29 protein-coding genes and 1 pseudogene are annotated in these 25,975 nt (G+C 46.1%); 9 read left to right on the top strand and 21 right to left on the bottom strand.

Annotated elements, in window-relative coordinates; translation table 11 throughout:
* Nucleotides 1–14: 14 nt before the first annotated feature.
* A complete protein-coding gene (locus tag GLW00_RS07855; protein WP_335808452.1) occupies nt 15–182 on the bottom strand; it encodes an aspartyl-phosphate phosphatase Spo0E family protein in 168 nt (55 codons plus the stop codon).
* A gap of 294 nt (nt 183–476) precedes the next feature.
* On the opposite strand from GLW00_RS07855, the gene lepB reads away from it, so the two are divergent.
* A complete protein-coding gene (gene lepB, locus GLW00_RS07850; RefSeq protein WP_160912855.1) occupies nt 477–998 on the top strand; it encodes a signal peptidase I in 522 nt (173 codons plus the stop codon).
* Nucleotides 999–1,056: 58 nt separating this feature from the next.
* Here the strand turns inward: lepB and GLW00_RS07845 are convergent, their stop codons facing one another.
* The 3 genes from GLW00_RS07845 to GLW00_RS07835 all read right to left on the bottom strand — a co-directional run bounded on the left by GLW00_RS07845 (nt 1,057) and on the right by GLW00_RS07835 (nt 2,171).
* On the bottom strand, nt 1,057–1,200 hold the full coding sequence (locus tag GLW00_RS07845) for a YvrJ family protein (RefSeq protein WP_160913782.1): 144 nt from the start codon (nt 1,198–1,200) through the stop codon (nt 1,057–1,059).
* Between the two features lie 514 nt (nt 1,201–1,714).
* Nucleotides 1,715–1,927, bottom strand: coding sequence for a DUF2922 domain-containing protein (locus tag GLW00_RS07840; RefSeq protein ID WP_160912853.1), 213 nt, complete (start codon nt 1,925–1,927; stop codon nt 1,715–1,717).
* A gap of 19 nt (nt 1,928–1,946) precedes the next feature.
* Nucleotides 1,947–2,171: a DUF1659 domain-containing protein gene (locus tag GLW00_RS07835; protein WP_160912851.1), complete on the bottom strand. Its 225-nt coding sequence runs from the start codon at nt 2,169–2,171 to the stop codon at nt 1,947–1,949.
* A gap of 508 nt (nt 2,172–2,679) precedes the next feature.
* Here GLW00_RS07835 and GLW00_RS07830 point away from each other — a divergent pair.
* The 6 genes from GLW00_RS07830 (at nt 2,680) to GLW00_RS07805 (ending at nt 7,522) form a co-directional block, all read left to right on the top strand.
* Complete coding sequence (locus tag GLW00_RS07830) at nt 2,680–3,189, top strand: DoxX family protein (protein ID WP_160912849.1); 510 nt, start codon at nt 2,680–2,682, stop codon at nt 3,187–3,189.
* 113 nt (nt 3,190–3,302) lie between these two features.
* Nucleotides 3,303–4,076, top strand: a complete 774-nt coding sequence (locus tag GLW00_RS07825; protein WP_160912847.1) for a carotenoid biosynthesis protein — start codon at nt 3,303–3,305, stop codon at nt 4,074–4,076.
* Nucleotides 4,057–4,719, top strand: a complete 663-nt coding sequence (locus GLW00_RS07820; protein WP_160912845.1) for a lysophospholipid acyltransferase family protein — start codon at nt 4,057–4,059, stop codon at nt 4,717–4,719. The genes GLW00_RS07825 and GLW00_RS07820 overlap by 20 nt, the downstream gene beginning before the upstream one ends.
* An 18-nt stretch (nt 4,720–4,737) precedes the next feature.
* Nucleotides 4,738–5,847 (top strand): glycosyltransferase family 2 protein, encoded by a 1,110-nt coding sequence (locus GLW00_RS07815; protein ID WP_160912843.1) that lies wholly within the window; start codon nt 4,738–4,740, stop codon nt 5,845–5,847.
* Complete coding sequence (locus GLW00_RS07810; RefSeq protein WP_160912841.1) at nt 5,844–7,316, top strand: phytoene desaturase family protein; 1,473 nt, start codon at nt 5,844–5,846, stop codon at nt 7,314–7,316. The genes GLW00_RS07815 and GLW00_RS07810 overlap by 4 nt, the downstream gene beginning before the upstream one ends.
* Nucleotides 7,317–7,357: 41 nt before the next feature.
* Nucleotides 7,358–7,522 (top strand): DUF4021 domain-containing protein, encoded by a 165-nt coding sequence (locus tag GLW00_RS07805; protein ID WP_160912839.1) that lies wholly within the window; start codon nt 7,358–7,360, stop codon nt 7,520–7,522.
* A 43-nt stretch (nt 7,523–7,565) separates the two neighbouring features.
* Here the strand turns inward: GLW00_RS07805 and GLW00_RS07800 are convergent, their stop codons facing one another.
* The 15 genes from GLW00_RS07800 to GLW00_RS07735 all read right to left on the bottom strand — a co-directional run bounded on the left by GLW00_RS07800 (nt 7,566) and on the right by GLW00_RS07735 (nt 24,725).
* Nucleotides 7,566–8,792 (bottom strand): MFS transporter, encoded by a 1,227-nt coding sequence (locus tag GLW00_RS07800; RefSeq protein ID WP_160912838.1) that lies wholly within the window; start codon nt 8,790–8,792, stop codon nt 7,566–7,568.
* Between the two features lie 136 nt (nt 8,793–8,928).
* Nucleotides 8,929–9,960, bottom strand: a complete 1,032-nt coding sequence (locus GLW00_RS07795; RefSeq protein WP_160912836.1) for an ABC transporter ATP-binding protein — start codon at nt 9,958–9,960, stop codon at nt 8,929–8,931.
* The gene (locus tag GLW00_RS07790) at nt 9,957–10,904 is read right to left on the bottom strand and encodes a C40 family peptidase (RefSeq protein WP_160912834.1); all 948 of its coding nucleotides are present in this window, start codon (nt 10,902–10,904) and stop codon (nt 9,957–9,959) included. Before GLW00_RS07790 ends, GLW00_RS07795 begins: the two co-directional genes overlap by 4 nt.
* Before the next feature lie 28 nt (nt 10,905–10,932).
* Nucleotides 10,933–12,030: a dipeptide epimerase gene (locus tag GLW00_RS07785; protein ID WP_160912832.1), complete on the bottom strand. Its 1,098-nt coding sequence runs from the start codon at nt 12,028–12,030 to the stop codon at nt 10,933–10,935.
* Nucleotides 12,031–12,045: 15 nt separating this feature from the next.
* On the bottom strand, nt 12,046–12,966 hold the full coding sequence (locus GLW00_RS07780; protein ID WP_160912830.1) for a S66 peptidase family protein: 921 nt from the start codon (nt 12,964–12,966) through the stop codon (nt 12,046–12,048).
* Between the two features lie 57 nt (nt 12,967–13,023).
* Nucleotides 13,024–14,652, bottom strand: a complete 1,629-nt coding sequence (locus GLW00_RS07775; RefSeq protein ID WP_160912828.1) for a peptide ABC transporter substrate-binding protein — start codon at nt 14,650–14,652, stop codon at nt 13,024–13,026.
* 22 nt (nt 14,653–14,674) lie between these two features.
* A complete protein-coding gene (locus GLW00_RS07770) occupies nt 14,675–15,673 on the bottom strand; it encodes an ABC transporter ATP-binding protein (protein ID WP_160912827.1) in 999 nt (332 codons plus the stop codon).
* 6 nt (nt 15,674–15,679) lie between these two features.
* Nucleotides 15,680–16,636, bottom strand: a complete 957-nt coding sequence (locus GLW00_RS07765; protein ID WP_439108891.1) for an ABC transporter permease — start codon at nt 16,634–16,636, stop codon at nt 15,680–15,682.
* A gap of 1 nt (nt 16,637) precedes the next feature.
* The gene (locus GLW00_RS07760; RefSeq protein ID WP_160912823.1) at nt 16,638–17,570 is read right to left on the bottom strand and encodes an ABC transporter permease; all 933 of its coding nucleotides are present in this window, start codon (nt 17,568–17,570) and stop codon (nt 16,638–16,640) included.
* Between the two features lie 11 nt (nt 17,571–17,581).
* Entirely contained in the window at nt 17,582–18,406 is an 825-nt protein-coding gene (gene dppA, locus GLW00_RS07755; RefSeq protein WP_160912821.1) for a D-aminopeptidase DppA, read from the bottom strand.
* Nucleotides 18,407–18,568: 162 nt separating this feature from the next.
* Nucleotides 18,569–20,071, bottom strand: coding sequence for a UDP-N-acetylmuramoyl-L-alanyl-D-glutamate--2,6-diaminopimelate ligase (locus GLW00_RS07750; protein WP_160912820.1), 1,503 nt, complete (start codon nt 20,069–20,071; stop codon nt 18,569–18,571).
* Between the two features lie 154 nt (nt 20,072–20,225).
* Nucleotides 20,226–20,372 carry a hypothetical protein gene (locus GLW00_RS20495; protein ID WP_167449425.1) on the bottom strand — a complete coding sequence of 49 codons (147 nt, stop codon included), beginning with the start codon at nt 20,370–20,372 and terminating at the stop codon, nt 20,226–20,228.
* Nucleotides 20,373–20,929: 557 nt separating this feature from the next.
* A complete protein-coding gene (locus GLW00_RS07745; RefSeq protein ID WP_160912818.1) occupies nt 20,930–21,766 on the bottom strand; it encodes a phytoene/squalene synthase family protein in 837 nt (278 codons plus the stop codon).
* A gap of 2 nt (nt 21,767–21,768) precedes the next feature.
* Nucleotides 21,769–23,244, bottom strand: coding sequence for a phytoene desaturase family protein (locus GLW00_RS07740; RefSeq protein WP_160912816.1), 1,476 nt, complete (start codon nt 23,242–23,244; stop codon nt 21,769–21,771).
* Nucleotides 23,241–24,725 (bottom strand): phytoene desaturase family protein, encoded by a 1,485-nt coding sequence (locus GLW00_RS07735; protein ID WP_160912814.1) that lies wholly within the window; start codon nt 24,723–24,725, stop codon nt 23,241–23,243. The genes GLW00_RS07740 and GLW00_RS07735 overlap by 4 nt, the downstream gene beginning before the upstream one ends.
* Before the next feature lie 276 nt (nt 24,726–25,001).
* Between GLW00_RS07735 and GLW00_RS07730 the strand changes: the two genes are divergently transcribed.
* Complete coding sequence (locus tag GLW00_RS07730) at nt 25,002–25,205, top strand: hypothetical protein (RefSeq protein WP_160912812.1); 204 nt, start codon at nt 25,002–25,004, stop codon at nt 25,203–25,205.
* Nucleotides 25,206–25,280: 75 nt separating this feature from the next.
* A complete protein-coding gene (locus tag GLW00_RS07725; protein WP_160912810.1) occupies nt 25,281–25,406 on the top strand; it encodes a YjcZ family sporulation protein in 126 nt (41 codons plus the stop codon).
* Nucleotides 25,407–25,617: 211 nt separating this feature from the next.
* Here GLW00_RS07725 and GLW00_RS07720 read toward each other — a convergent pair.
* Together GLW00_RS07720 and GLW00_RS07715 are read right to left on the bottom strand one after the other, a co-directional pair.
* Nucleotides 25,618–25,779 (bottom strand): annotated as a pseudogene (locus tag GLW00_RS07720) (EAL domain-containing protein); the annotation flags it as partial.
* On the bottom strand, nt 25,733–25,957 hold the full coding sequence (locus GLW00_RS07715) for a hypothetical protein (RefSeq protein WP_160912807.1): 225 nt from the start codon (nt 25,955–25,957) through the stop codon (nt 25,733–25,735). The gene GLW00_RS07715 and the pseudogene GLW00_RS07720, both read right to left, overlap by 47 nt.
* Nucleotides 25,958–25,975: the final 18 nt, after the last annotated feature.

Raw genomic sequence — 25,975 nt, 5'->3', positions numbered from 1 at the left:
TCCCATGAGTTCTTCTAATTCGGCTTATTTTTTTGTACTTCGTTCAAAAGGGCATCGAGTTGTTGACTGACCTTGACAGACTCGGGACTGGATAACCCTTTTTCAAACGCCACTCTTGTCATTTTCTTTCGCAAATACTCTAATTCAGCAATACGAGGATCCTTGTCGGCCACTTGCATCATCGACTACCTCCTGACTTGTTCTTCCTTCTTATTGTACACGATTTATAAGAAATGGAAAAGAATGTGTGTTCGTATCCAGATCTTGCACGGAAGAAATTATCTCAATTTTCTATACTTTTGTAAAGATAATCGGCAAAGGTTCTAATATTTCGACAGAGAAGGATAAAATAGGAGCAAGCCTATATAGAAAGTTTACAATTTCGTAAAAGCCTCCCCTCGTACCTTTTCTTTCCGTAGCGATATGGTAAAATTAAGGATGAGATATTCTATGTTCATCTAGAAAGGAAGATGAGTTTGTCTGAGCAATCCAAAAAAGAATGGTTGGAATGGTTGAAGGCTATCGCTGTTGCCATTACTCTCGCATTTATATTACGAACATTTTTCTTTGCCACATCCATTGTTGAAGGGGCCAGCATGGACCCGACTTTGAAAAACGGGGAACGCGTCATGTTTAATAAGATCATTTATTATGTAGATGAACCTGAACGCGGGGATATCGTCATCATTGAAAGACCAGTCAAAAGTTATGTGAAACGAGTCATCGGCCAGCCGGGAGATACGGTGGAGATCAGTAATCATGAATTGTATGTAAACGGTGAGGAGCAGACCCAGGAGTACTTGACGGAAGACGCTGCGTCATCCACGAGAGATTTCGGACCCATCGAAGTTCCAAAAGGGAAATATTTCGTTATGGGAGATAACCGTTCCATCAGTAAAGACAGCCGAAATGGACTCGGTTTTGTCGAAGAAGAAGAAATCATTGGACGTACAGAATTAATCATCTATCCATTCAATGAATGGGGACTAACAAAATAAACACAAGAACGACCCGCCAGTCATGACTGGCGGGTCGTATGTTCTTCTCGTTTAAGTTTCATTTAGTCGGCACGATTTTCTCCGGCAGTTGATGTAGTGTTTCAATCAGTTGATCAAGCTTCCCTTCTACCCGGTGCAGCAAGTAAAACGTCACCGCTACAGGGAAACCAACATCCGCTAAAATCGAAATCCACGCATCCATCCCCATCCTTTCACCTCTTCTCCTGTATTTTAGATAAGCTCCTTTTCTTGAAGACTCAGTTTCGAGCCGATTGTGTGGTTTTAGTGGCTCCGGGAAAAGGTTCGCTCCTTTGCCATAGGAGATTCTCGAAACCACTACTAAAAGTCAGCTCATTTGATAATGGAAAGTGGATAATCATCTCCACAGTACGTAATAGCTTGAATGCAGAGCGTTTTACACCTCTAACAGTTGAATAGTGGAAGGCCACCCAACTTGGTAAAGGGATTCGTTTCCCCCTTCCATCGAAAGGTATGTTTGGGAAGCTGCGAGACTCTCGTGGGAGATAGGACGGTGAGACCCCATAGAACGTAGTCCGAGAACGCACTCCCGCGGAAAGCGAGTTATTCCCTGCAGCCCCATCCACTCCATAAAAGTCTCGAAACGGAGTCTCCCAGATCCTGCCACACCCATGAATAACTGATCATGGGTGTTTTTGCTAAAAAGAGCCGCTACTTTTGGATAGCGGCTCTTTCATTTAGATGGTAATATCGAAGACGTTGCGTTCGACGATACGTGCTTCTTTCTTCTCAACAAGGTCTCCCCCGTTAGAATAGAAGCAATTCTGGGCAAGAATGGCGTCCATCGCTGCATTGACCTGGGCAGGATCGACAGGCTCTACTGGATCATCCAGGCTGATCGTTATGGTTTTGCCTTCTTCATTTAAAAATTTCAACTCCAGCTTTTTCATTTACTCTCCTCCTTCGAAATTATGATTCCGTCAAAACTGAGCGGTCATCACGAGCGATATCAACTAAAATGTGCTGCTGTAACGGAGATACAGCGATCGATACTTCATGCAATTGTTCATCAGTGGCATCTGTTTTAATGTTGTTGAATGATTTTCGTTTGAGCATCATGTTTCCGTCTTCATCTGTTCCTGTTGAAAAGACAAGCTGCAAGCGACTATCTACTTTTAAAGTATTTACGGCCATCTGCTTCACCTCCTCTCACTTCTATAATCGAAGGAGAAGAGAAAAAAGTGTCAATGGTTCGCGTTTTTTATAATAGAAGTCTCTGATTAAAAAAAGCGTCAGGGGAAGGAACCTGAAGTGGCTCCTTCCCCTGACGCTTTTTTCATTAAGTATCAACCGTTATCAAAAATCGTTAATCCTATGAGTCCTAACATTACAATAATACTTACAAAAAACATGACAATCTCCATCTCTGTTCCACCCCTCTTTCCTCTCTATCATAGCAAATATTTAAAGCGTTTGCTTTGGTAGTTCCCTAATCCTTGAATATTTTTATCTTTCCCTGAAAAGTAAATAGAAACACTCCACTTTTCACATTCCTGACATAACAAATTGAACAGATTGTGAAATAGTGAACAATGTATGGATAAACTTACCTCCTACACTTATACTTGAATTGTAAGAAAGAAACCTTCTTACATGACATCATGTGAAATGGTGAACAATCTTTTAATAAGGAGTGATTAACATGTTGAATGAATTATTACGAAACAACAAGATCGTTGCTATGATCCTGACCGTCTTCCGCGTTTATCTGGGGTACACCTGGCTGACCGCCGGCATCGGAAAAATCACAGGCGGATTTGAAGTGAGTGGTTTTCTGAATGGAGCGATTGCGAAAGCAGAAGGAGCACATCCGGCTGTCCAAGGCTGGTGGGCCGCGTTCCTTGAACAATTCGCCTTACCAAACCATGAGTTTTTCGCTTTCCTTGTCATGTGGGGAGAAGTTCTCGTAGGGATTGCACTTATCTTAGGATTATTCACGAACGTAGCTGCTTTCGGTGGCATTCTCATGAACTTCGCTTTCTTATTCAGCGGAACGGTCAGCACAAACCCGCAAATGGTTCTGCTCACGATCTTCCTCCTCGTTGCCGGGGCCAATGCCGGTCGCTATGGATTAGACCGCTGGGTTGTACCAATGCTTAAAAAACAAGGAACCAAACTCCCTCACAGAAGAGGAAGGCTTGCCCATCAATAATACACCAAGCCCTATGGATCGCTCATAGGGCTTTTTTCGTTTATTTTACTTTCGGATGAGGTATGATGATTTTATACATAAGTTTCAAAGATCGTATTGGAAAGAGGTGTCCTATGGCAACGTATATCTTCCGTTTTTTTATTTTTTGGTACATATGCGGAGTGTTTTTAGTAACGTTCGACTGGCTTCCCCCTTGGCTTGAATGGGCGAACAGCGTTTTTTTGATAACCGCCGGGGTCGTGGCTGGGATTTATTTTATGAAGATGTACGGCGTTTGGCGTGGAATCATCTACAGCCTGATCATTATTGTCGTTAGTATCTATGTGGAACACTTGGGTGTGAAATACAATTTCTTATTCGGAGCCTACCATTACACAGAAAACTTCGGATTGAAAATTGCGGATACACCGATTACCATCGGATTCGCCTGGCTTTTAATCATCGGATGTTCCCATGAGTTGGCAAGGGTGTTGTCGAGTGGGTGGAATCCTTGGACGAGCCGGTTCATTTTCGTTGTTACCGGTGCGTTAGCTGCGGTGACCATGGACCTTATTCTTGATCCGGTTTCTTTCAAAGTGAAAGAATATTGGATTTGGGAAGATCCTGGCTTTTATTACGATATCCCGTTTTCCAACTTCTTTGGCTGGTTTGTCCTGGCTGCCCTGTTTCACCTCATTTTCCTGTTCATGCATCGGGACATGGAAAATCGAAGCGTTCCCCCTTGGCCAGGGAGGATGGTCCTGACGTTCGGCCTAATCATCTTCCTGTTTCTGTGCATTGCGTTTACCGGCCGATTATACGGGGCGATTATGTTCGTGAGTGCTCTTACCCTATTATGGTATGGCTTGTATTTTTGGAGGAGATCAAATGTTTCAACCCGCACGTAAAACGTCATGGATCGAGTGGGGATTCACCCGCTTCAATCGGTTGTTTTTAAACTATCATTTCAACCACATTAAAATTCAACATCCATCTTCTGTACCTGATGAGAAGACTCTGTTTCTTATCAATCATTCAACATGGTGGGATCCCCTTTTCATCTTTTATATCAACGATCGACTTGTGAAATCAGACGGCTATGGCATGATGCATGAAGAAGGCATCGAACGCTTTCCATTTTTCAGGAGAATTGGAGCATTTTCTGTGAATGGCGAGGATCGCCGTCACCTCGTGCAATCCTTGCAATACAGTACCCGTTTGCTTGATGAGGGGAGAACGGTGTGGATCTTTCCTCAGGGGAATGAACAGCCCCTCGAGAAAAGACCGCTTGAATTTTTTTCAGGCGTCAGTTACCTCACCCAGCGCTGCCCGGACATCAATGTCGTGCCTGTTTCCCTATACTATGCCCTTGAGCACACGAAAAAGCCGAATGCCTACATACGGCTGGGAGAAGCCCTCCCTAGAGAGGACTACGAGACACTCTCCAGAAAAGAAAGAACACAGTATTTTGAAAACAGGGCCACCCAACAGCTGGATGAATTACGCAAGGACGTCATAGAAGAAAATCTTCACGCCTTTAAAAAGTTGTAAGAGAAAGGAGGATACGTCATGTCATTCTTTTTTATCGTCTTCATCATCACGATCGTTTTGAATGTGTGGACCATTTTTAACAGCTTCTTCCTCTACCCATTATCAGCCAATAGAAAGCTCGGAGAAACGCCCTCCGTTTCGCTGCTCGTACCGTTAAGAAATGAAGCAGACAATGTGGAAGGATTGATCCATTCCCTCCGCGCGCTTACCTATCCTGATGTGGAAGTGATCCTGCTGGATGATCATTCGGAAGATGGCACCTTCGAAAAACTGAACGAACAGGTCAGAGATGATGGACGCTTCACGATCATTCAGGGCAAGGAGCTGCCTGAAGATTGGAACGGCAAAGTCCATGCCTGTCACCAGCTCTCTCAGGCTGCCAATGGGGAGTATTATTTATTCCTGGATGCTGATGCGCGTGTCGCCCCTGGCATCATTCAACAAACGCTCGCCATGATGCAGGAGAAAAAGGCGAGCATGTTAAGCGGATTTCCGAATTACCCGAATGCCAACTTTCTTAGTCATATGCTCGTCCCGCTTCAGCATATGGTTGTGCTGCTTCACCTTCCTCTATTCGTTGCTAACCGGACGACGAAGCCGATGTTCACCGCTGCGTGCGGGATTTTTATTATGATTGATCGGAAAGCATATGAAGCCATCGGAGGTCATGAATCTGTCAAAAGCTCTCTTGTCGAAGACGTACATATTGCTAGAGAAGTGAAAAAACACGGATACAAGATGATTCTCGCTAACATTACAGAATCGGTCCTTTCCTACATGTACGATTCAGGTAAAGAGACATGGGAAGGCTTTAAAAAGAATGTGTACACAGGGATCGGTCGATCTGCTGGCATGGTCGTATTTTTGACCATATTCTATGCGGTTGTGTTCTTAACTCCCGCCGCCTTCGCAATCGCTGGACTCGTCACCGGAGATTACGCCTTGGTTCTCCCCTATCTTTTAACGGTAGCATTCAAAATGTATGTGGATGCAAGGACGGGGCATCCCTTGTGGCTGTCCTTCCTTTTACCAGTAGCTGTGGTGCTGTTGATAGCCATCATGGTGGCATCGATGTTCGTTCATAAACGAGGAGAAAAATACCAATGGAAAGGGAGGTTCTATCAATGAAAGTGGCCATCATCGGAGGTGGACTCGGCGGATTATCGGCTGCGGTCACCCTCGCTAAGCACGGAGCTGATGTACGGCTGTTCGAAAAAAACGATCATTTTGGCGGGAAAATGATGAGCGTCGATGAGGGGGATTTCCATTTTGATTTTGGTCCCAATACGATTACGATGCCTGAAGTATTTCAGGACGTCATCCGGCAGGGAGGACTCGATCCGCGGGAAGAGCTTCCTTTTGCGAAAATCGTCACACATACGAGAAATGAGTTTCACGATGGGACGACCTTTGATTTTTCCACAGACCAGGGATATATGAAACAGCAGCTTGGACAGGTAGATCCCAAAGGGCATGTGATGTATGAAGATTTCCTTATAGAAATCGAGCGGTTGTACAACCTGTCCCGAAAGCACTTTTTACACCGGACCTTCAATGGATGGACCGACTACCTTTCCCCCACCCTTGCGAAAAGCATGACGAAGGTACGTCCGCTTGAGTCGATGGATCACTTTTTCAGGCGGTATTTTTCAAACCCGAAAGTGATTCAGGCCTTGAACCGCTATTCTACCTATATCGGCTCCAATCCTTATCAAGCACCAGCCACGTTCAGTATGATCGCCCATCTTGAGTGGAATGATGGGGTTTACTTTGTACGTGGGGGCAACACAAGGATTGCGGATCGGTTCGTTAAAGCGGCTGAGAATGTCGGGGTACGGCTGTACAGTGGAACCAAAGTCACTCGTATCCTTCACGAAAATGAAAGAGTGACGGGTGTAGAAACGGGTGACGGCGAGCGTTTCGAAGCGGACCATGTGATCTTGAATGGCGACCTGCTCCATGCTGTACCAGAGTTGGTCGATCCAGAAGCGAGACGGTCAATGAGCGATCGAAAGCTGAAAGGCTACGACCCGTCTATTTCAGCTTTTGTCATTATGGCAGGCCTGGATACGAAACTCAGCCGTTTGAAGCACCATCATTTGTTTTTCTCAAGCGACTATAAAAAAGAGTTCCGTGTGCTAAAGAATGGCTATTACGCCGATGATCCGACGATTTATATCTGTACTTCGTCCAAATCCGATTACTCTGTCTCCACTCAAGGGGATAACTGTTTCATCCTCGTCAACGCTCCCGCTCTCAATCAAAAAGGCGGCTATGACAAGCATGCCTATAAAAACCACATCTATGATCGACTAGAGGACGCGGGCGTACCCGTCAAGAGTCATCTCCAGGTCGAAAAAGTGTGGGATCCCGCTGACATCCAGAATCATTTCGGCGCCTATCGCGGATCCCTGTATGGACCTTCTTCCAACCGAAGGTCCCAGGCCTTCATGAGGCCGTTCAACAAATCCCAGGACCTTGATGGTCTCTGGTTTTGCGGAGGTAGTACGCACCCGGGCGGTGGATCTCCGATGGTCGTCCTGAGTGGTCAGAACGTGGCCAACGAAATTCTCGGAAAGATTGTCCAAGTAGAATAACACCTCCCCTTTTCAGGCAAGCTAAAACAGGAGGTGTCGGAATGGAGAAGAATACCAAACGCAACAAACCGCGGAAAGAAGAAAAGCAGCCGAGGAATCCCATTACGAACGACCTGGGTGTCGATCAGGATGAACAGGCGATGAACGGCGATTACGGGATGCTTGAAACGGAAGAAGAAGATCGTCTGCATGACCGTAAAAAATAAAAAAAGAGGAAAGCATAGCGTCGCGTCTATGCTTTCCTCTTTTTTATTCCTTAAGATGTAAGGTTTCGTCCATTCTGAATAGGGATAGGATTCCAGATAAAATCGGGAGCGTACCTACCAACCCGATGGCCCATGGAACAGATAAGACATCCGCAAAGACTCCTGCAAGAATCGCTCCGAACGCATATCCGCTGTCACGCCAAAAGCGATAGATCCCCATGGAAGTGGCCCTCCATTCCGGACGCGCAACATCACTGATTGAAGCAAGGATCGTTGGATAAACCATCGCCGTACCGATACCTAAGAAAAGGGCACCGGCCAGCCACATGGCGTATGTTTGGACGATGAGAATAAACCATAAAGAAAGCCCTTGAAGGAACATTCCTGAAACAATCAGTTTCTTCCTGCCTATTTTGTCACTCCAAATGCCTGTGAACAGTTGAAAGAATCCCCAGGCCGCCGGATATATGGCTACCACTGTGCCTACCTGTCCGACACTGAGACCACCAGCACTCAAGAAAATAGGAAACAGCCCCCACGCCATGCCATCCTTCAAGTTCGTCGTAAGACCAGCAAGACTGTTGCTGGATAAGTTTTTATTCTTCCAAGTCGTTTGCTGGAAGACTTCTTTTGTAGATGAAGCATCCGTTGTATTTTTCTTCACTCGTTGGCTTTGGACATACTTTCCTGTGTCCTCAGCGAACCATGATAGGCATAAACCTGCGATAACGATGACAATCCCGATATAGAAAGGTTCCGGTGTGAGTGAATATTGAGAAGCCACGTACCCTGAAACAGCAGCCATGACGGCGACACCAATGTACCCGGCAAATTCATTAAAACCGACGGCCAAGCCTCTTTGTTCCGGTTTTGCAAGGTCTACTTTCATATTGACGGTCATCGACCACGTCAGGGCCTGGTTCACCCCAAGAAAGATGTTTGCCACGACGATCATCCACCAGGCTTCTGCGAAGATGACAAGCAAAGGGACAACCAGACCGATCGCCCAACCACCTAATAGTACGTGTTTCCTCCCCCACCGATCTGCCATGGTTCCGGCGAAAAAGTTCATGATTGCTTTCGAAAAACCGAAGCTTACGATAAAAGAAAGCGCAGCACTTGTGGAAGCTATTCCGTAAACTTCTTCACCAAGAGTGGGCAGGATTGTGCGTTCTAACCCAACCATGGAGCCCACAAAGAAATTCACGAGTACGAGGAGGGAAAAAGAAAAGATATTTTCCTTTACGCCTGTCTTTATGATTGGTTTCATTTTATTCACCTGCTTACTTCTCTACTGATTCTACCATGTTACCATGAGGGGTATTAATATGAAAATATTCCTTTGAAGGAGTTTCGAGTTTTCTATTCTTTTTTCAAAAAAAGCATGCCTCGTGAGAGGCATGCTTTTAGAACGACCGAATATTCACTTTCATTTCTTCCTTCTTCTTTTTTCTTTCGGATGGGTCGACGACTGTATTATCATACAAGTGACAGGCGACTTGATGACCTTCCCCGACTTCCTGCCATACAGGAGCTTGATCGCTGCAAACATCCATCGCGAAAGGACAGCGCGTCCGGAATACACAGCCACTAGGAGGGTCGATCGGGCTTGGTATTTCTCCCTCAATAATCACTTGTTCCCTTTGATCTTCGATATCCGGGTCCGGGATAGGAATGGCGGATAGAAGAGCTTGGGTATAGGGATGAAGAGGATGATCATACAACCGGTCACTGCTCGTTAACTCGACTAAGTGACCAAGGTACATGACACCAATCCGATCCGAGATATGCTGCACCATAGAAAGATCATGGGCAATGAACAGATACGTCAGGCCTTTTTCTTCCTGAAGCCGCTCCAGTAAATTGACCACCTGCGCTTGGACCGATACATCCAGGGCAGAAATCGGCTCATCTGCGATAATGATCTCAGGGTCGAGTGCCAATGCGCGCGCGATGCCAATCCGCTGTCGCTGTCCCCCACTGAATTCGTGAGGATAACGATTGGCATGGTCACGATTCAATCCCACTTCTTCAAGCAGTTCATAAACACGTTCCATTCTTTCTTTATCAGAAGAAAAGAGACCGTGTATTTCCATCGGTTCAAGGATAATTTCGGATACGGTTGAACGGGGGTTCAAGGATGCATAAGGGTCCTGAAAAATCATTTGCATCTGTCGTTTTAAATGAAATTGTTCTTTCGGTGTACGATCGTGGACACTCTTCCCTTCAAAAAGGACTTCTCCACTTGTTTTTTCGTAGAGGTTCATGATCGTGCGCCCTGTTGTCGACTTCCCACAACCGGACTCTCCGACAAGTCCTAGCGTCTCTCCTTTGTACAAGTCAAAACTGACACCATCGACAGCTTTCAATGATTTTCCTTTCCCCATCTTAAAATGCTTTTTCAAATCTTTCACTTCAAGGGTCTTGTGCAGGCTCATGAGGTTCCCTCCGTCTCGCTCCAGTATCTTCTTGCGACACATAACTCTTTTTCGTATACGGTTCCTTCCAAATCAATGATTTCAATACTCTTTCCAACGTTGGGTGAATGAAGCATCTTGTTGTCCCCATAGTAAAAACCGACGTGATGGATGCTCCCTTTTCCTTCTTCGTAAGCAAAGAACAGGAGATCCCCCATTTGAAGATCGTTCAATGGCACGTTTTTACCACCTTTGGCTTGATCTGTCGCATCTCTTGGAATTTCGTAGTGAAAGGCTTTATGGATGTTATAGGCAAAGCCTGAGCAGTCGTATCCGAAAGCACTCATTCCTCCCCAAAAGTAAGGAAGACCGACGAATGCTTCTCCTGAACGGATGAGGTCTTTCCCGCTTCCTTTTGCTTTTTTATCCTCTTTCTTTTGTACCAGGACGTCTTCTGAAACAAAATACCCGACCCCATCCGGATAAAGAACTTTGACTAAGGTATCGTTTTCCTCGATGACTGGTAGGGACGTTAGATAACTGACTTCCATAAGCGCTTCTTCTGCTCCATTGTAAAGCCACGCTTGCTTCTTATGTACAACCGCCCACTTTTCAGAATGCCAGTCCGCTTCCTTTGGTTTGACCAGCTGACTTACAGGAATATATCCAGGATAGCCCCGTTTGTCTTTCTTGGAAGCCTGAGAGGGAACGACGACTTTTGCCCAGTCAGCCTCCCTCTCGTCAATCCAGACTTCTTCGCCTAACAGCAGTTGGGATTGGACAAGGTTCTCATCACACAGTTCCCGCTTTTGATCGTCATCCAATACCTTCAGCCAATCTTTCATAGAAGCTGATGCCTGGAGTGAAATTTGATCCGCTTCCCTGGGAGAATCAGGTGCTGTCCAAAGAGTAGCTACAGGAACGCGCACCACTCTCTTCTCATGGTTTTGATTTGTATGTGTCATCCATTGACCTCCTTGGATAGATTTGTTTTTATATGTTCACCGTCTGTTCGGTATTTACGTTGACCAGCCCCAACCCGTCACCTTCCGAAAACGTAAGCCAGGCTTTATCATACTGGACTCCTCCTACAATCGGGTCTTCTGTCAGCATCAACGGGGCATCAAAGTCAATCCTCGTGACATTGTTTTGACTTGCTGCAAAATGAGCGGCTGCCGTGATTCCGAGCTTTGTCTCAATCATGCTGCCGACCATGCATTCCACTCCATAGGTTTCAGCCAGATGATTGATTTTCACGGCTTCATGAATACCCCCGGATTTCATTAGCTTGATATTAATCAAATCCGCGCTCCGTGTTTCCAATATCCGCTTTGCATCTATTGGACTAAAGACACTCTCATCAGCCATGATCGGTGTGTACGTATGATCCGTGACTTGTTTCAAACCTTCGATGTCATGAGCATGGACAGGCTGTTCCACCAATTCTATAGGAAGATGACAGTCTTCCATTCTCCGGATGGCTTGGATGGCTTCTTTCGGCGACCACCCTTGATTCGCATCCAGTCTGATCCGTACACCTCCACCTAGCCGTTCGTGAATGGTCTGTATCCGTTCCACATCTTTTTCTATCGTATCTTTTCCTACTTTCACCTTTAAGACCTTAAACCCGTTGCTGACATATCGGGCAGCGTCGTCCGCCATTTCTTCGGGCTCATTGACACTGACCGTATAATCGGTTTCCAAATCGCGCTTCGATCCACCAAGCAATTGATAGAGTGGGAGTTGATAGATTTTGCCTAAAAGGTCATGGATAGCTATATCCACCGCAGCTTTAGCACTGGTATTCCCAATACAGCAGCCGTGGAGTTTTTTGAAAATATCCTCTCTATACGTGATGTCCTCACCCAGAAGAGCCGGTGTGATGATTTTATTTATTGTGTGAGCAATGCTTGTTAAACTCTCTCCGGTAATGACAACCGTTGGCGGAGCTTCTCCCCACCCTGTAGTCCCATCCTCCCCCGTCACTTTCACGTAAATGGACTCTGCTACGGTGACCGTGCGTAAAGCCGTTTTGAACGGGGTATGTAAAGGAACCGCTACCGGATACGTTTCCATTGACTGTATTTTCATGCTCCTCCACCTTTCTTAGTAGACACCGGATTGGATCAACAGGGATTTCTTATGACTGGATAACACGGCTTCTGTTCCCAATGGAATACTGTAATGGGGCAGACAGTGGCCAATCTTAAAACCGGCCAGCACCGGTTTATTCAATCTGGAAAAGTAGTCCTCATAAACCTGCACCAAAGATAAACTGTCTTCGGATTCTTCTGTTTTTGTCCCACTAAAGTCTCCTAGGATAATTCCGGCCGCATCTTCGAATTTGCCTGCCAATTTCAATTGATTGAAAAAAGAATCCAAGCGATAGGGTTGCTCTCCAACGTCTTCCATAAACAGTAATTTCCCTTTTGTATCAATCTCGTATGGGGTGCCCATTGTATTGACAAGTAACGAAAGGTTTCCACCCACTACTTCGCCTGATGCTTCCCCTTCTGTAATCACCTCTAAAGGAGAAAGACGCTCGTTGTAATGAATCACTTCAGGTTCAAACAACTGCTGAAACATTTTTTTTGATTCTTCATCAAAATCTTCTTTTCCTACATCCGAACAAAGCATAGGCCCATGAAAAGTGACCAGTCCTGTCTCCTGTCGAATAGCGGTATGTAAACATGTGATATCACTATAGCCCCAGAAAATTTTAGGGTTATCTTTCACCAGTGCGTAATCAATCGTTGAAACAATCCTTCCTGTTCCGTAACCGCCACCTGCACAAAAAATGGCGGAAACCTCTGGGTCTTGAAACATGTGATGGAAGTCTTCCAACCTTTCTTCATCATTTCCTGCTAGATAGCCGTGTTTTTTCTTCATGTGAGCTCCCAGTTTCACTTTCAAGCCTAAGCTTTCCAGAAAAGAAAGGGCTTTGTCTAAGTTTTTAAGATCCGGAGGACTTGCCGGGGCTATGACTCCGACCGTGTCCCCCGGGTTCAACCGTCCCGGTTTTATCATCTTCATTCCTCCAATGAAGGAAAAGAGGCGAAAGAATCGCCTCTTTTCAAAGAAAGTCTATTGCTTGTCTGCCCACTTCAACTCAAGGTACCCAACAGGGTGACGAACGATATCAGATACGTTGTCTTTCTCAAGAACGACTTGGTTATAGAAATGAACAGGGAAAATCGGCATCTCTTCAAAAAGAAGCTTCTCTGCTTCATACATCAATTCCCAGCGCTGTTCTTCATCCGCTTCATTTTTAGCATCGGCAATCAGCTGATCGTACTCTTCATTGGACCAGCCTGTACGGTTCATGGAGGAATCCGTCGTGAAGCTCTCAAGGAAGTTGATTGGATCGGCATAATCAGCTAAGAAAGAACTTCTGGAAAGTTGGTGTTCCAATGCTTTTTGCGCTTCAAGGAAGACGTTCCATTCCGCATTCTCAAGCGTAACTTCCACTTCGAGATTTTCTTTGAACATTTGCTGGATGGCTTCTGCAATTTTCTTGTTGTCCTCGCTCGTGTTATAAGAAAGGGTGATGGCTGGAAGTTCGTCATACCCTTCTTCCTCCATGCCCTCCTCAAGCAATTGTTTCGCTTCTTCTACATTCGTTTCCACAAGCTTACCATTGTGTTCACGGAAATCTTCCCCGGATGGACTCTCAAATCCATAAGAGACAAAGCCATACGCGGGTTCTTCTTTATTCTTCGTCACATACTCAACGATTTCCTGTTGATTCACACTCATAGCCAGAGCTTTTCTGATTTTCTTATTCTGAAAAGGCTCTTCATTCACGTTAAAACGGTAAAAAGCTGTACCTGCCTGATCCTGGATCGATAATTCTTCACTATCTAACAGCTGCTCAGCCATGTCAGACGGAATATTGGAAGTATCAAGCTCCCCGCTTTCATACATTTGGTATTCTGTATTGGTATCATTCACCATCGCCCAGTGAACTTCATCCAGCTTCACCGTCTCGTGATCCCAGTATTCTTCATTCTTTTTCATGAGCATTTCACTGTCGTGCTTCCATTCTGCCAAAGCGAATGGTCCGTTTCCTACAAAGCTGTCCGCTTCAGCAAACCACTCCGGGTTTTCTTTAGCTACAGACTCATTGATCGGGAAAAACGCCGGGTTGGAAATAATATTCAGGAAATAGCCAGTCGGTGCTTTCAACGTCACTTTCAACTCTTTATCACTGACCGCTTCCACCATCACATCATCAGCAGAGCCTTCTCCATTGTTGAAGGCTTCTCCCCCTTCAATAAAATAACCGAGGAAAGCGGCTGGTGAGGCCGTTTCAGGATCGAGCAGACGTTTCCAGGCAAACGCGTAGTCCCCTGCTGTCACGTCATCTCCATTCGACCATTTGGCATTTTCACGGATGAAGAAGGTATATTCCTTCCCATCTTCAGAGATATCCCATTTCTCAGCAGTGGCCGGTTCTGGCGTGTGGTCTTTACCAAGACGCGTCAGACCTTCCATTAAATTGTTCAGCGCATTCCAGGAAACCGCATCAAACCCTTGCGAGGGATCGAAGGATGTCGGCTCCTCTCCGTTATTCAATAGCAAGGTGTTTGTTCCAGAGTCACTTTCCCCTTCAGAATCTCCCTCATCACCTTCTCCTGAACTTTCTGACGCTGTACATGCAGCTAACACTAAGACAAGTAAAACCCCCATAAAGATTGTCCACCATTTTTTCATACTCGTTCTCCTCTCTATATGTTTAATAAGTTGACGCCATATATTTCTTTGCCCGCTCATCCTGCAGCCAGCAGTCCACGTCATGTGTTCTGCTCAACTCCGACTGAAACGGATACACCTTTGTGCATACCTCCATGACCATTGGACACCTGGCAGCAAATGGACAGCCTTCCGGTGGTGAAAACAAATCCGGAGGAGTCCCATCTATAGGCACTAATTTCTCTCCTTTTTGATCCATCCGCGGCACTGAGTGAAGCAGTCCTCTTGTGTAAGGGTGCTGCGGTGTATAAAAGATTTCTTTCCGTGTCCCTGTTTCAATGACTTTGCCGGCATACATAACCGCAATGCGATCAGCGATTTTAGCCACAACCCCTAAATCATGTGTGATGAGGATGATGGAAACGCCGGTCTGTTTCTGTATTTTTTGAAACAGCTGAAGGATTTGGGCCTGAATGGTTACATCCAAAGCTGTTGTCGGTTCATCGGCAATCAGAAGTTCAGGATCACAAATCAGCGCCATCGCAATTACGATTCGCTGCCGCATGCCCCCACTGAATTCGTGAGGATACTGTTTCATACGTTCGACAGGATTGGGGATGCCGACAAGCGTGAGCATGTCCATCGCCTGCTTATCCGCTTCCTTTCTTGAAATGGACCGATGCTGACGGAGTCCTTCCGTCAATTGGTCCCCAACCGTCAAGGTGGGGTTCAAGGCTGTCATTGGATCCTGGAAAATCATCGAAATATCAACCCCACGGATTTTCCTTACTTCTTTGTCCGAAAGCTGAGTCATGTCCTGTCCCTTGAAAAGTATCGATCCGTCTTTGATCTCCCCTGGAGGTGTTGGAATGAGACGCATCATGCTGTTCGCCGTCACGCTCTTCCCACAACCGGACTCGCCGACAATGGCAAGAGTTTCCCCGCGATATAGTTCTAAATTTACGCCGCGCACTGCCTGTACCTCTCCCCCGAAAGTTTTGAAAGACACATGCAGGTCACGGATGTCCAAGATTTTTTCCATTGATGTTTACCTCCTGAGCTTAGGATCGAGTGCATCCTGGAGACCATCTCCAAGCACGTTAAATGCGAACATGGTGGCTGAAATGAAAAAGGCAGGAAAGAAAAGACGCCACCAGTCGCCGGATAAGATGACACCCAGCGCATCATTGGCCATCATTCCCCAGCTTGCGTATGGTGATTGAATACCTAGCCCCAAAAAGCTTAGAAAAGCTTCGGCAAATATCGCTGTAGGAACAGTCAGTGTCATCTGTACGATGATCGGCCCCATCGTATTCGGGAGCAGATTTTTTTGTATGATCCGCTTCGTTTTCGCACCGAACGACTGGGAAGCCATCACAAATTCATTGTGTTTCAGCTGAAGAACCTGCCCTCTGACAATTCGCGCCATACCCACCCAGCCGGTAACTGTTAAAGCAATGATAATCGTTAAAAGACTTGGCCCCATGACTACGAGCAGCAGGATGACAACAAGAAGGTAAGGCAGTCCATAAAGAATTTCGATGATCCGCATCATGATATTATCGGTTCTTCCACCCTTATATCCGGAAAGCCCTCCATAAGCGACTCCTATAAAAAAGTCGATCAAAGCAGCCATCAACCCTACAAACAAAGAGATTCTAGCCCCGTACCAAGTTCTCGTGAACACATCGCGTCCTAATTCATCTGTACCGAACCAATGGGTGAAGGACGGGGCCTGGTTTTGGTTTGGCAGGTTTTGAGTATCCACATCGTGTGGGGAAATCCAAGGTCCGATGACAGCCATGACACCTAAAAGAATAAGAAAAATCAGACCGAACATGGCCAATTTATTCTGGCGGAGTCTTCTCCAGGCATCTTCCCAGTAAGAAAGAGAAGGACGGACAACCGATTCGGCATCTTCGCTATTCTGCTCTTTTGGTTTGAACCATTCATCGGGAATGGTTGAATGAGGCGTTTCTTCCTTCTGTTTTTTTGCTGGAATCACTTTACCTGCCCCCTTCTTTATGCAACTTGATTCTAGGATCGAGTATTCCATAAGCAATATCCACCAGGAACAGCATCAATACAAGGAAAGCACTGTAAAAAACGGTGGTTCCCATAATGACCGGGTAGTCCCGCTGGTTGATGCCCTCTACGAAATATTTGCCCATGCCGGGGATCGCGAAGATCTTTTCGATGACAAACGTCCCTGTTAAGACCCCTGCAATCAACGTACCTAAAATGGTGACCACAGGCATGAGTGCATTTTTCAAGGCATGCTTCACAATGATTTTGACAGGGGATAATCCTTTGGCCCGTGCGGTTTTTATGTAATCCTGTGTTAACGTCTCAAGCATACTTGATCTTGTTAAACGGGCAATAATGGCCATCGGTCCGGTGGCCAGCGCAATGATCGGAAGCACCATATGCTGCGGGCTGCTCCATGTGGCAGCAGGGAGCACCCCGAGGTTGACGGCCAGCTGCTGAATTAACAAGGTAGCTAATACGAAGTTAGGAATCGATATGCCGAGTACAGCAATGGTCATCGCTATGTAATCAATGATTCCATTGTGCTTCAATGCCGCGAATACACCGAGAGCAACTCCAGATACGAGGGCAATAAGAATCGTCCATATGCCCAACTCCGCGGATATAGGAAAACCTCTGCCTAATAAACCATTGACCGTCTCAGTTGGTTGTTTAATCGAAGGACCGAAATCCAGGGTCACAATGGATTTCAAATACAACACATACTGCACAACTAACGGTTCGTCCAGGTGGTAGTGAGCCTCTAAATTCCGCTGTACGGCTTCGTTGGTTGTCCGCTCTTCATTGAACGGGGAACCCGGTAGTAGATTCATCAAGAAAAACGTAAGCGTGGCAATGATAAAAACCGTAACAATCATGTAAATGAATCGTTTCAATATGTATTTCGCCATGACTCTTCCCCCTAGCTGGATGTTGTCTGCATGGCAAGCTCTGTCATGACAAGCATGGCTTGGTATGCTTCCACTATGTTTTTGGCTTTAAATCTTACTGTCGTTGAATTTGGTTCGATTTCCGTACCAGGCATAAGACTTGCCCATTCGGCCTGGCCATAATTCATAAATTCAATCCTCAGAGTGGGGTGTGCTGGAGGAACGAGCGGTTCTATTCGATTTCGATTATGTATCGCTTCCTCCGTGCGTTTTTGCAAAAGCTCCCCAGCCTTTTTCGGTGTTAAACTTTTCACAGCCGATCGAGAAATCGTTTCTTTCACCGGGGCTGTAATGATGTTCGGAATGAGCGATTCCGCTTCCATCGCTGCACAGTCATCTCCGGCAACCATTAATACAGGAACGCCGTAATAACCGGCCACATATGCATTAAACCCAAGCTCTCCTACCGCCACATCATTTATGTAGAAATTACGCACCCCGAAAATCATCGAGTGTGAGAGCACGCCTCTTTGAGCTGCCCTGGCATGGTACCCTACAAAGATCGCTCCAGCATACGATTCATCCAAGCCTTGAATCATTGATAATGGTTTGACACTTCCGGTAATTAATGTGGCATCCGGATGAATCTCATCAATCAATAGATTGTTCATCTTGGAATGGCTGTCATTGACCAATACTTCTTCCGCATGGTTTTGAAACGCGGCTTCGATGACATGGTTCGTTTCCTGTGTCATGATTCTCCTCGACCGTTCATAATTGTGCTCCGAAGAATCAACGAAGGTGTAATCAGGTATTCCTGTTATTCCCTCCATGTCAACGGAGAGGTACAATTTCATGCAAATCATCTCCTTTTTTGGTAATTTTGTTAATTTTCATAAAATTTTACCATTTGATGACAAATTACGCAATAGGTCTCATATTTTATTTCCATTTAAAGCATGAAAGCAGAAGGGTGGTTTACGTAAAATAAAAAAAACCTGGAGATAGGACTCCAGGTTTTACACAGGCTTTTTAATACGTGGTTGGTTTTCAAAGTAGGCATCAAGGACTTGAAGTTCTGAATAGGGGACCTTTTCATCTCCAATGATCTGGTAACCTCCGAACCCAATACCAGTCAGTAATACTACATCCCCTGCCCTGGCCAGATCGAGCGCTAAGTGGATGCCTTCCTCTCGATACAAACGTGTATGAACATGCGGGGAGGATGCCTGATTGAATCCACGACAGACATCATTGACCACTTCCTGTCGATCCGCATGCCCAGGCTGATCCACGCTTACGATGATCTGATCCGCCACACTCTCAGCCACTTTTCCCATGAGCGGCCGTTTTTTAGGATCTCGCAATCCGATTCCAGTAATCATCACAATCAGCTGCTGGTGCGGGATTTTCTTGACGGATTCTAAGACATGAGAGAGTGCATCCGGGGTATGGGCATAGTCCAAAATGATCTGATAAGGGACTTCCTTTTCTACCATTTGAAAACGCCCTTCCGGTTTCCGTATGTGATGAATGACAGAAAGGATGGAGGCTATGGAAAAACCTACCTGATGACAGGCCGCAATAGCTGCCAGTAAGTTCGATACATTGTACTCACCGAAGACCGGGGCCTGGACCGTATATTTCGTTCCGAATGCATCCAATTCAAAGGTGGTCCCCTGCCTGGTGGTCTGAATATGAGAGGCTTGAAGGTCGGCGGGCTGACGAATACCATAGGTTACGATTGAACCTTTGAACGTTTGGATGAGATCATCCGCCATCATCGGGTCGTCCACATTGATGACGGCTTGTTCTGCCTGTTGAAACAACTTCATTTTTGCCTTTTTGTAGGCATCCATGGTCTCATGGAATTCTAAATGTTCCGGGGTGAGATTGGTGTGGACGGCTACATTGAAGTGGATGGTTTCCAACCGCTTTTGCTCAAGAGCGATGGAAGTAGATTCAATAACAGCTGCTTGCATCTTTTTCTCACAAAAATATTCTAATACTTTATGAATATCCGGGGCTTCCGGGGTTGTCGGCACTGTCTGCTTGAAATCTGTCTTTTGACGGTCATCCCAGATCCCCGCTGTACCTAGCGAACCTGTCCGGAATGAAAGGCTGTTCAATATGGAATGTGTAAATGACGCGACCGTTGTTTTCCCGTTTGTTCCCGTCACGCCAATGGTATGTAAAGATTCTGAAGGAGAACCACAAACGATGGAAGACAAAACAGCAAGCGCAGATCGACTGTCTTTCACACAAACAAAGCTGAGCTGTGAGTGTTGGATGGCAAAAGCATGCAGCTCATATTCATCTGTTCCAACAATCGTCTGTGCCCCTGCTGCTATTGCCTGCTTTATGAATAAATGGCCATCATGGTGCTCCCCTTGAATACAAATAAAAGCATCTCCCGGCTCGACATCCCTGGAATCATAAGTTACAGAACGAATTTCCTGCTGCTTAGGGCCCATAATCAAACCGTTCAAAAGTCCCTCCAGGAGGAACGTCTTCTTTTTCATATCATCATCCTCTGTTCGTTAAAATCCGCTTTATTTCGATAAAGCACTATATGATTTGCCTTTCCCACATTCGAGAATATTGAAACCTAACTTCTCGAATTCGATATTTTTTTATAAAAAAAAAACAGCCGCCGGACCGGCGCTGCCTTTTTTCTTATAAAAGACGAATATGCGTGATTTTTGCCTGCGGGTTACTTTTCAAGTGACTTTCCCGGGCCTTTTCTTTATGCGATGCGTACACAGGGACCTGTTTGACGACGCCTGATTTCGCCTGGTAATAGATTAGATATTTTTCTGCCATTGTAATCTACCTTTCCTTATTCATGGTTGCTACAAGTATTCGCCCGTTTGGATTGTAATATACATGATGTTGGGTCTTGCGCGCGGTCCTGGGGTTCTTGCGCGCGTTCTGGCGTTCTTGCGCGCGTCCTGGCGGTCTTACGCGCGTTCCGGCGGTCTTGGTCGCGCTCCGGCGGTCTTGCGCGCGTTCCAGGCGGTCTTGCGCGCGTTCCAACGTTCTTGCGCGCGGTCCGGCTTTCTTGCGCGCGCTCCGGCGGTCTTGCGCGCGGTCCAGGCGGTCTTGCGCGCGGTCCGGCTTTCTTGCGCGCGCTCCGGCGGTCTTGCGCGCGTTCCAACGTTCTTGCGCGCGTTCCGGCGTGTCTTGCGCGCGTTCCAACGTTCTTGCGCGCGCTCCGGCGGTCTTGCGCGCGTTCCAGGCGGTCTTGCGCGCGTTCCAGGCGGTCTTGCGCGCGCTCCGGCGGTCTTGCGCGCGTTCCGGCGTGTCTTGCGCGCGTTACCACCTTTCTTGCGCGCGAGTCACGACCGAAAACATAATTCGCGCACAAAAAAGAAGCAGTATCACTGCATGTCTGCAATGATCTGCTTCTTCTCTTGATCGGTAACGTAATTGCGATGGTTGAATACATGATAGCCGTTTTTCCTTACGGTCGGAAGGATGGCCCGATACATTTTCGCGGCTCCTCCTACCGGTGTCCGTGAGTACAATGGGTAATCGGGTAACGTTTTCATCGCTTTGTCGTAGTAAGCTTCAGCATCCGCGGCCAATTCTTCCCACATGTTGATGAACGCTCGATTTACCTTTTTCTCTTTCAGGTCAAAAAACGTATAGCCATGACGATCCATCACTTCTTGCGGTAAGTAAATCCGGTCGATTTCCATATCTTCGCCAATATCCCTTAGTATGTTGGTGATCTGCATGGCGTAACCAAGCTCAATGGCTCCTTGCCGGAGGGCACCGACCTTTCCTGGAGCGATGACTGGGAGGAGCATCAGACCGACGGTACTTGCTACATGATAGCAATATTCTAATAAATCTTCTTTCGTATGGATGGTGGTGGGGTAAAGATCCATGCGTTGTCCTTTGATCATGTCATAATAGGGCTCGGGATCGATGGTAAATTGTCTGAACACATCATCGAGTGCAAGCCAGGAAGGATCTTTAAGCTCAAGCTTCCCCTCCATGAATTGATCAAATTGTTGCGCAAAAGTTTCTAGTTCTGCTTTTGGGTTAAGTCCTTCATCTACGATGTCATCGACGCGACGGCAAAAGGCATAAATCGCCCAAACCGCTCTTTTTTGCTGTTTGGGCAGCATAGCGAATGCTTTGGAGAACGTTTTGGAATGCTTTTCAATGATTTTGCGACAATGATCGTATGCTTGGTTCAAGTCCGTCATCACTAAACACCTCGCTTGTAATTATGCCTTTCTTTGACCCCATATTGCAAATAATCTGCCAACAATTTTGCTCCCTGCATGACGATTGGAACGCCACCACCCGGGTGAATCGAGGCTCCAACTGCATACACATTGCTTAATGCGTAGGGCTGAAGCTGGGGCCGGAAGACTCCGGATTGGAAAAGGGTGGGTGCAATCCCGAAGCTTCCGCCTGCATACAAGCCTTCTCGTTCAGCATCTTCAGGCGTTCGTACATGCATCCATTCCACATGTTTTCTCAATTCCGGAAAACCGCGTGACTCCATTTGATCGATCACGCTCTCAATCAACTGATCTTTCTTCTCCAAATTCACTGACTCTCCTGTCGGTACAGGAATCAATGTATAGAGCACCCCTTTGCCTTCAGGAGCGAGAGAAGAATCCACTAAGGATGGATGAAAGGTATAAAAGGACGGATCATCCGGCAATTGTTTTTCAACAAACACTTGGCGCATATGTCTGTCAAAGTCATCGGACATGAAAAACTGGTGGATGGAGTCGCTCTCATAGGTACGGTCCAGTCCCATATAGAGTAAGAGGCAGCCTGAGGAAGGCGTATATTTCCTTTGAAGCTGCTTGTCAGCGGGCATCATTTTGTCCATGAGAGGGAAATCTCCGTTTAAGATCAACTCATCAAAACGGATCTTTTCTCCTCCAGCGGTTATCGATACAGCTCTATCCTTTTCTGTTTCTACATCTTCCACAGGCATTCCTTTAAAAATTTCGACCCCTCTTTTTTCCAACTCCTGCTCGATGATTTCCACAAGGTGAGCATAACCGCCTTTCATGTACCAGATCCCGTGCTCATGTTCGCTGTAGGACACGAGCGAGTACATCGCCGGAGACTGTTCGGGATGGCCTCCGATGTACAACGTTTGTAACGTATAGGCCTCAACAAGCCGCTCATCGTCAAAATAACTGCGCATCATTTTCTTTACATTCTGGTACGCTTTTAACTTGATCAATGTTTTCAAGTTTTTACGAGAGAAAAAGGTTCGTTTTTCTACGAATGATTTTTCTAAAAATTGAGCTTTCCCCTGCAAGAAGCGGGCCCGCATATCACTTAAAAACCGGTCGAAATGAATCTCATTTCCAGGGAACTTTTCCTGCAGTTCCGTTTTTTGTTTTTCGGCATCTGGATATTTGTTGAACGTCGTCCCGTCAGAAAAATGGATATGGTAGAGAGGGTCACAAGGGATCAATGGAATACGATCCCTGGGAATGCCGGCATCTTCTAAAATACCAAGGAGCATATCAGGAAGCAGAACAATGGTTGGCCCCTGGTCGATCTTGAACTCCCCATGCCGCTCGTAAGTAAGCCTGCCCCCGAGTACGTCTTTCTTCTCATATAAGGAGATACTCCGGTCAGGATCTTTGGATAATAAAAGGGCTGTTACGAGGCCTCCGATCCCTCCACCGACGATTGTCGTCTTTGTCATATTGGCTGTACCTCCTCTTCCCTGATCCATCCTGTAGTGATCCTGGCAGATTCCAGAATGGTCGGCAACCCGCTTCCGGGATGGGTTCCACCACCGACCAGCCAGCAATGATCGAGCTCCTGGAACCTGTTGTGCGGACGAAAATACATCATCTGTGAGAGCTGGTGACCGAGGCTGAACGTTGCACCCTGATGGACAAAATGATCGGTCTCCCACTGTTTAGGTGTCAGGACTTTTTCCTCAACCACGTGACTGCGGATATCGGAGAACCCTGTTTTCCTTTCGATTTCGTCATAAATCAGCGATTTGAATGTTTCCTGTTTATCGTCCCAGTCAATTTCCGAGTAATTGTTCGGGACTGGGGCTAGGATATAAACCGCTGAATGCCCCTCAGGTGCGAGTGTCGGATCGGTCACACTCGCGTTATGGATATAGATGGACGGCTCGTCGGACAACACGAGGTCTTTCGTCATCTCGTTCACATTCTTCTGATAATCCTCCGCAAAAAGAATGGTGTGGTGCGGCATGTCGTACACCTTATCAAGACCGACATAGATCATAAATGTCGAACATGAAAACTTTTTCTTCTGGAGTTTTTCTTTAGAGTGTCGGCGCAGAACACCGTCATCAACTAAACGAGTCATCGCTTCTGCGAAATCTGCATTGATAATATATTCATCTGCATGCACCGTTTCACCCGAGTCCAGAACTAGCCCTGTAATCTCCTTACCTGAAACGTTTATTTTCTTGACGCCTTCATTCAGATGGATCTGTCCACCATGTTCTTCTGTGACTTTAGCCATCGCTTTTGAGAGTTGATTCACTCCTCCAATCGGATGAAAGACTCCCCATTCATGCTCCATATAGGAAAGAATTGAAAAAGCTCCCGGGCACTCCCATGGGGACATGCCCAAATACTTCGCCTGGAACGTAAAAGCGATTTTCAGACGTTCATCGGTAAAGTAATCGGAAAGAACATCATAGACGGATTTACCAAGCGAAAGCTTCGGTAAAGCCTTGAGCGCCCGTTTACTCATATAATCCGTCAACTTGTTATGTTTGGTTTGCAAAAGAGGCATGAGCGCCTGCATTTTTTCACGTGTATCCTTCATGAAGTTTTCGTATCCGGTTTCATTGCCTGGGAAATGCTCCGAAATGACGTCCAGCATTTTCTCCCTTTCCCGGTACATCGGTACTCTCTTTCCGTCGAACTGAAGTTCATACATGGGGGAAAGTTCTTTCATGTCCATGTAATCGTGAACATTCCTCCCGGACATTTCAAAAATTTCCTCCATGATTTGAGGCATACTTAGAAATGTCGGGCCGATATCGAATGTATAATCCCCGAGAGAAAAATGTCCGTTCCTTCCGCCCACATAGGATTGTTTTTCATAGACCTGTACATCATAGCCTTTAGCTGCAAGAATCATCGCTGAGGCTAAGCCGCCAGGCCCCGCTCCGATTATGGCGATTTTCTTCATAACCATCCACCTTCTCTCCTGAACTTCTACTGTACAATCATTATACAAAATATGTACAAAGGCAGCCATTGATCCAACTCAGCCAATGTGCTCTGCCTATTTTTCCATTTCTTTATACTCATTTTTTACCCTTCGAGCGTATGTTATAACCCTCTACTTCAGTAAAGTACTACTTTCGCTTCTGTTTTTGAAATTCCTCCTTTCTTATCTGTGTGTATTTTTGACAAGGATAATAAAGGGAACCGAGGGGATAATATGGGGGAAGGAGGCATGGTTATGTATTCAAATCAAAGGATTTCCGGACCTTATTACCCTTCCCATTCGACTCATCACCCCCCGCACAACCAATACAGCAATGAGCAATTGAACCATTGGTGTGAAGAACTGGATCAGTGTGATCATCACCAGGAACAACAAGCGGACAGTATGCACCAGAAGAGTAAAATCACAAAACTTTCGCCCCCGACCTTCATGAATTGATGAAGGTGGGTAGATGACCATACACAGTCCCTCCTTCGTGCATAGGCTACGAATGTAACTATAGGAGGTGAGCTTATGTACGGAGGCTATCCTTACGGAGGAAGACAGTGCTATAGACCACGGCGTTGCGGCAATAACTTCGCCTTGATCGTCGTATTGTTCATCCTATTGATCATCGTAGGTGCAGCATTTTACTGCTAACCACTGATTTGTGCTTGAATAGGAAATCATCAAGCATAAGACAAGGGACGGGAGAATGTACTTTCCCCCTCACTTGTCCAGCGTCTTATGGAGAAAGTAGAGATAGACGCTGAGAGAAGATGGGAGATCAGACCTTCTCCCCTCTTTAAAAGACTCATCTTTATTCTTTTTCCTAAAAAAGGACACAGCCCCAAAGGCTGTGTCCTTTTTGTTAGTGGATTGTTTTGTTCTCAAAGATCGTGATTAACTGTTCAGGGGGCAGCGGTTTGCTGTAAAAATACCCTTGAATTTCATCACATTTCTCGTTTTTCAGGAAATCCCATTGTTCAGCGGTCTCTACGCCTTCGGCAATGACTTTCATATTCAACGAATGGACGTAAAATGCGATCTCCGTGTGGATAAGGATGGGCGAGCACTTCGATATAAAATGAAGCCCCGCCTTTTCTGATCGCCTTCAGCACATAGGGCTGTTCAGGATAGCTGAGAAAAAGCTGATGCAGGGCTTCGTGTTCTCCCTCTTCCGTAAGGGTGAATGCGTCCTGATTCATCATTTCTTCTTTCTCGTAGCC

The organism is Halobacillus litoralis (genome assembly GCF_009856445.1).
Taxonomy (GTDB): domain Bacteria; phylum Bacillota; class Bacilli; order Bacillales; family Halobacillaceae; genus Halobacillus; species Halobacillus litoralis.
This window is presented reverse-complemented; position numbering and strand designations above follow the sequence as displayed.

Excerpts from the sequence above, each read along its gene's own strand:
- GLW00_RS07855 (WP_335808452.1), bottom strand. The coding sequence starts at position 182 with ATGATGCAAGTGGCCGACAAGGATCCTCGTATTGCTGAATTAGAGTAT.
- GLW00_RS07845 (WP_160913782.1), bottom strand. The coding sequence starts at position 1,200 with ATGGATGCGTGGATTTCGATTTTAGCGGATGTTGGTTTCCCTGTAGCG.
- GLW00_RS07840 (WP_160912853.1), bottom strand. The coding sequence starts at position 1,927 with ATGAAAAAGCTGGAGTTGAAATTTTTAAATGAAGAAGGCAAAACCATA.
- GLW00_RS07835 (WP_160912851.1), bottom strand. The coding sequence starts at position 2,171 with ATGGCCGTAAATACTTTAAAAGTAGATAGTCGCTTGCAGCTTGTCTTT.
- GLW00_RS07830 (WP_160912849.1), top strand. The coding sequence starts at position 2,680 with ATGTTGAATGAATTATTACGAAACAACAAGATCGTTGCTATGATCCTG.
- GLW00_RS07825 (WP_160912847.1), top strand. The coding sequence starts at position 3,303 with ATGGCAACGTATATCTTCCGTTTTTTTATTTTTTGGTACATATGCGGA.
- GLW00_RS07820 (WP_160912845.1), top strand. The coding sequence starts at position 4,057 with ATGTTTCAACCCGCACGTAAAACGTCATGGATCGAGTGGGGATTCACC.
- GLW00_RS07815 (WP_160912843.1), top strand. The coding sequence starts at position 4,738 with ATGTCATTCTTTTTTATCGTCTTCATCATCACGATCGTTTTGAATGTG.
- GLW00_RS07810 (WP_160912841.1), top strand. The coding sequence starts at position 5,844 with ATGAAAGTGGCCATCATCGGAGGTGGACTCGGCGGATTATCGGCTGCG.
- GLW00_RS07805 (WP_160912839.1), top strand. The coding sequence starts at position 7,358 with ATGGAGAAGAATACCAAACGCAACAAACCGCGGAAAGAAGAAAAGCAG.
- GLW00_RS07800 (WP_160912838.1), bottom strand. The coding sequence starts at position 8,792 with ATGAAACCAATCATAAAGACAGGCGTAAAGGAAAATATCTTTTCTTTT.
- GLW00_RS07795 (WP_160912836.1), bottom strand. The coding sequence starts at position 9,960 with ATGAGCCTGCACAAGACCCTTGAAGTGAAAGATTTGAAAAAGCATTTT.
- GLW00_RS07790 (WP_160912834.1), bottom strand. The coding sequence starts at position 10,904 with ATGACACATACAAATCAAAACCATGAGAAGAGAGTGGTGCGCGTTCCT.
- GLW00_RS07785 (WP_160912832.1), bottom strand. The coding sequence starts at position 12,030 with ATGAAAATACAGTCAATGGAAACGTATCCGGTAGCGGTTCCTTTACAT.
- GLW00_RS07780 (WP_160912830.1), bottom strand. The coding sequence starts at position 12,966 with ATGATAAAACCGGGACGGTTGAACCCGGGGGACACGGTCGGAGTCATA.
- GLW00_RS07775 (WP_160912828.1), bottom strand. The coding sequence starts at position 14,652 with ATGAAAAAATGGTGGACAATCTTTATGGGGGTTTTACTTGTCTTAGTG.
- GLW00_RS07770 (WP_160912827.1), bottom strand. The coding sequence starts at position 15,673 with ATGGAAAAAATCTTGGACATCCGTGACCTGCATGTGTCTTTCAAAACT.
- GLW00_RS07760 (WP_160912823.1), bottom strand. The coding sequence starts at position 17,570 with ATGGCGAAATACATATTGAAACGATTCATTTACATGATTGTTACGGTT.
- dppA (WP_160912821.1), bottom strand. The coding sequence starts at position 18,406 with ATGAAATTGTACCTCTCCGTTGACATGGAGGGAATAACAGGAATACCT.
- GLW00_RS07750 (WP_160912820.1), bottom strand. The coding sequence starts at position 20,071 with ATGAAAAAGAAGACGTTCCTCCTGGAGGGACTTTTGAACGGTTTGATT.
- GLW00_RS20495 (WP_167449425.1), bottom strand. The coding sequence starts at position 20,372 with ATGGCAGAAAAATATCTAATCTATTACCAGGCGAAATCAGGCGTCGTC.
- GLW00_RS07745 (WP_160912818.1), bottom strand. The coding sequence starts at position 21,766 with ATGACGGACTTGAACCAAGCATACGATCATTGTCGCAAAATCATTGAA.
- GLW00_RS07740 (WP_160912816.1), bottom strand. The coding sequence starts at position 23,244 with ATGACAAAGACGACAATCGTCGGTGGAGGGATCGGAGGCCTCGTAACA.
- GLW00_RS07735 (WP_160912814.1), bottom strand. The coding sequence starts at position 24,725 with ATGAAGAAAATCGCCATAATCGGAGCGGGGCCTGGCGGCTTAGCCTCA.
- GLW00_RS07730 (WP_160912812.1), top strand. The coding sequence starts at position 25,002 with ATGTATTCAAATCAAAGGATTTCCGGACCTTATTACCCTTCCCATTCG.
- GLW00_RS07725 (WP_160912810.1), top strand. The coding sequence starts at position 25,281 with ATGTACGGAGGCTATCCTTACGGAGGAAGACAGTGCTATAGACCACGG.
- GLW00_RS07715 (WP_160912807.1), bottom strand. The coding sequence starts at position 25,957 with ATGATGAATCAGGACGCATTCACCCTTACGGAAGAGGGAGAACACGAA.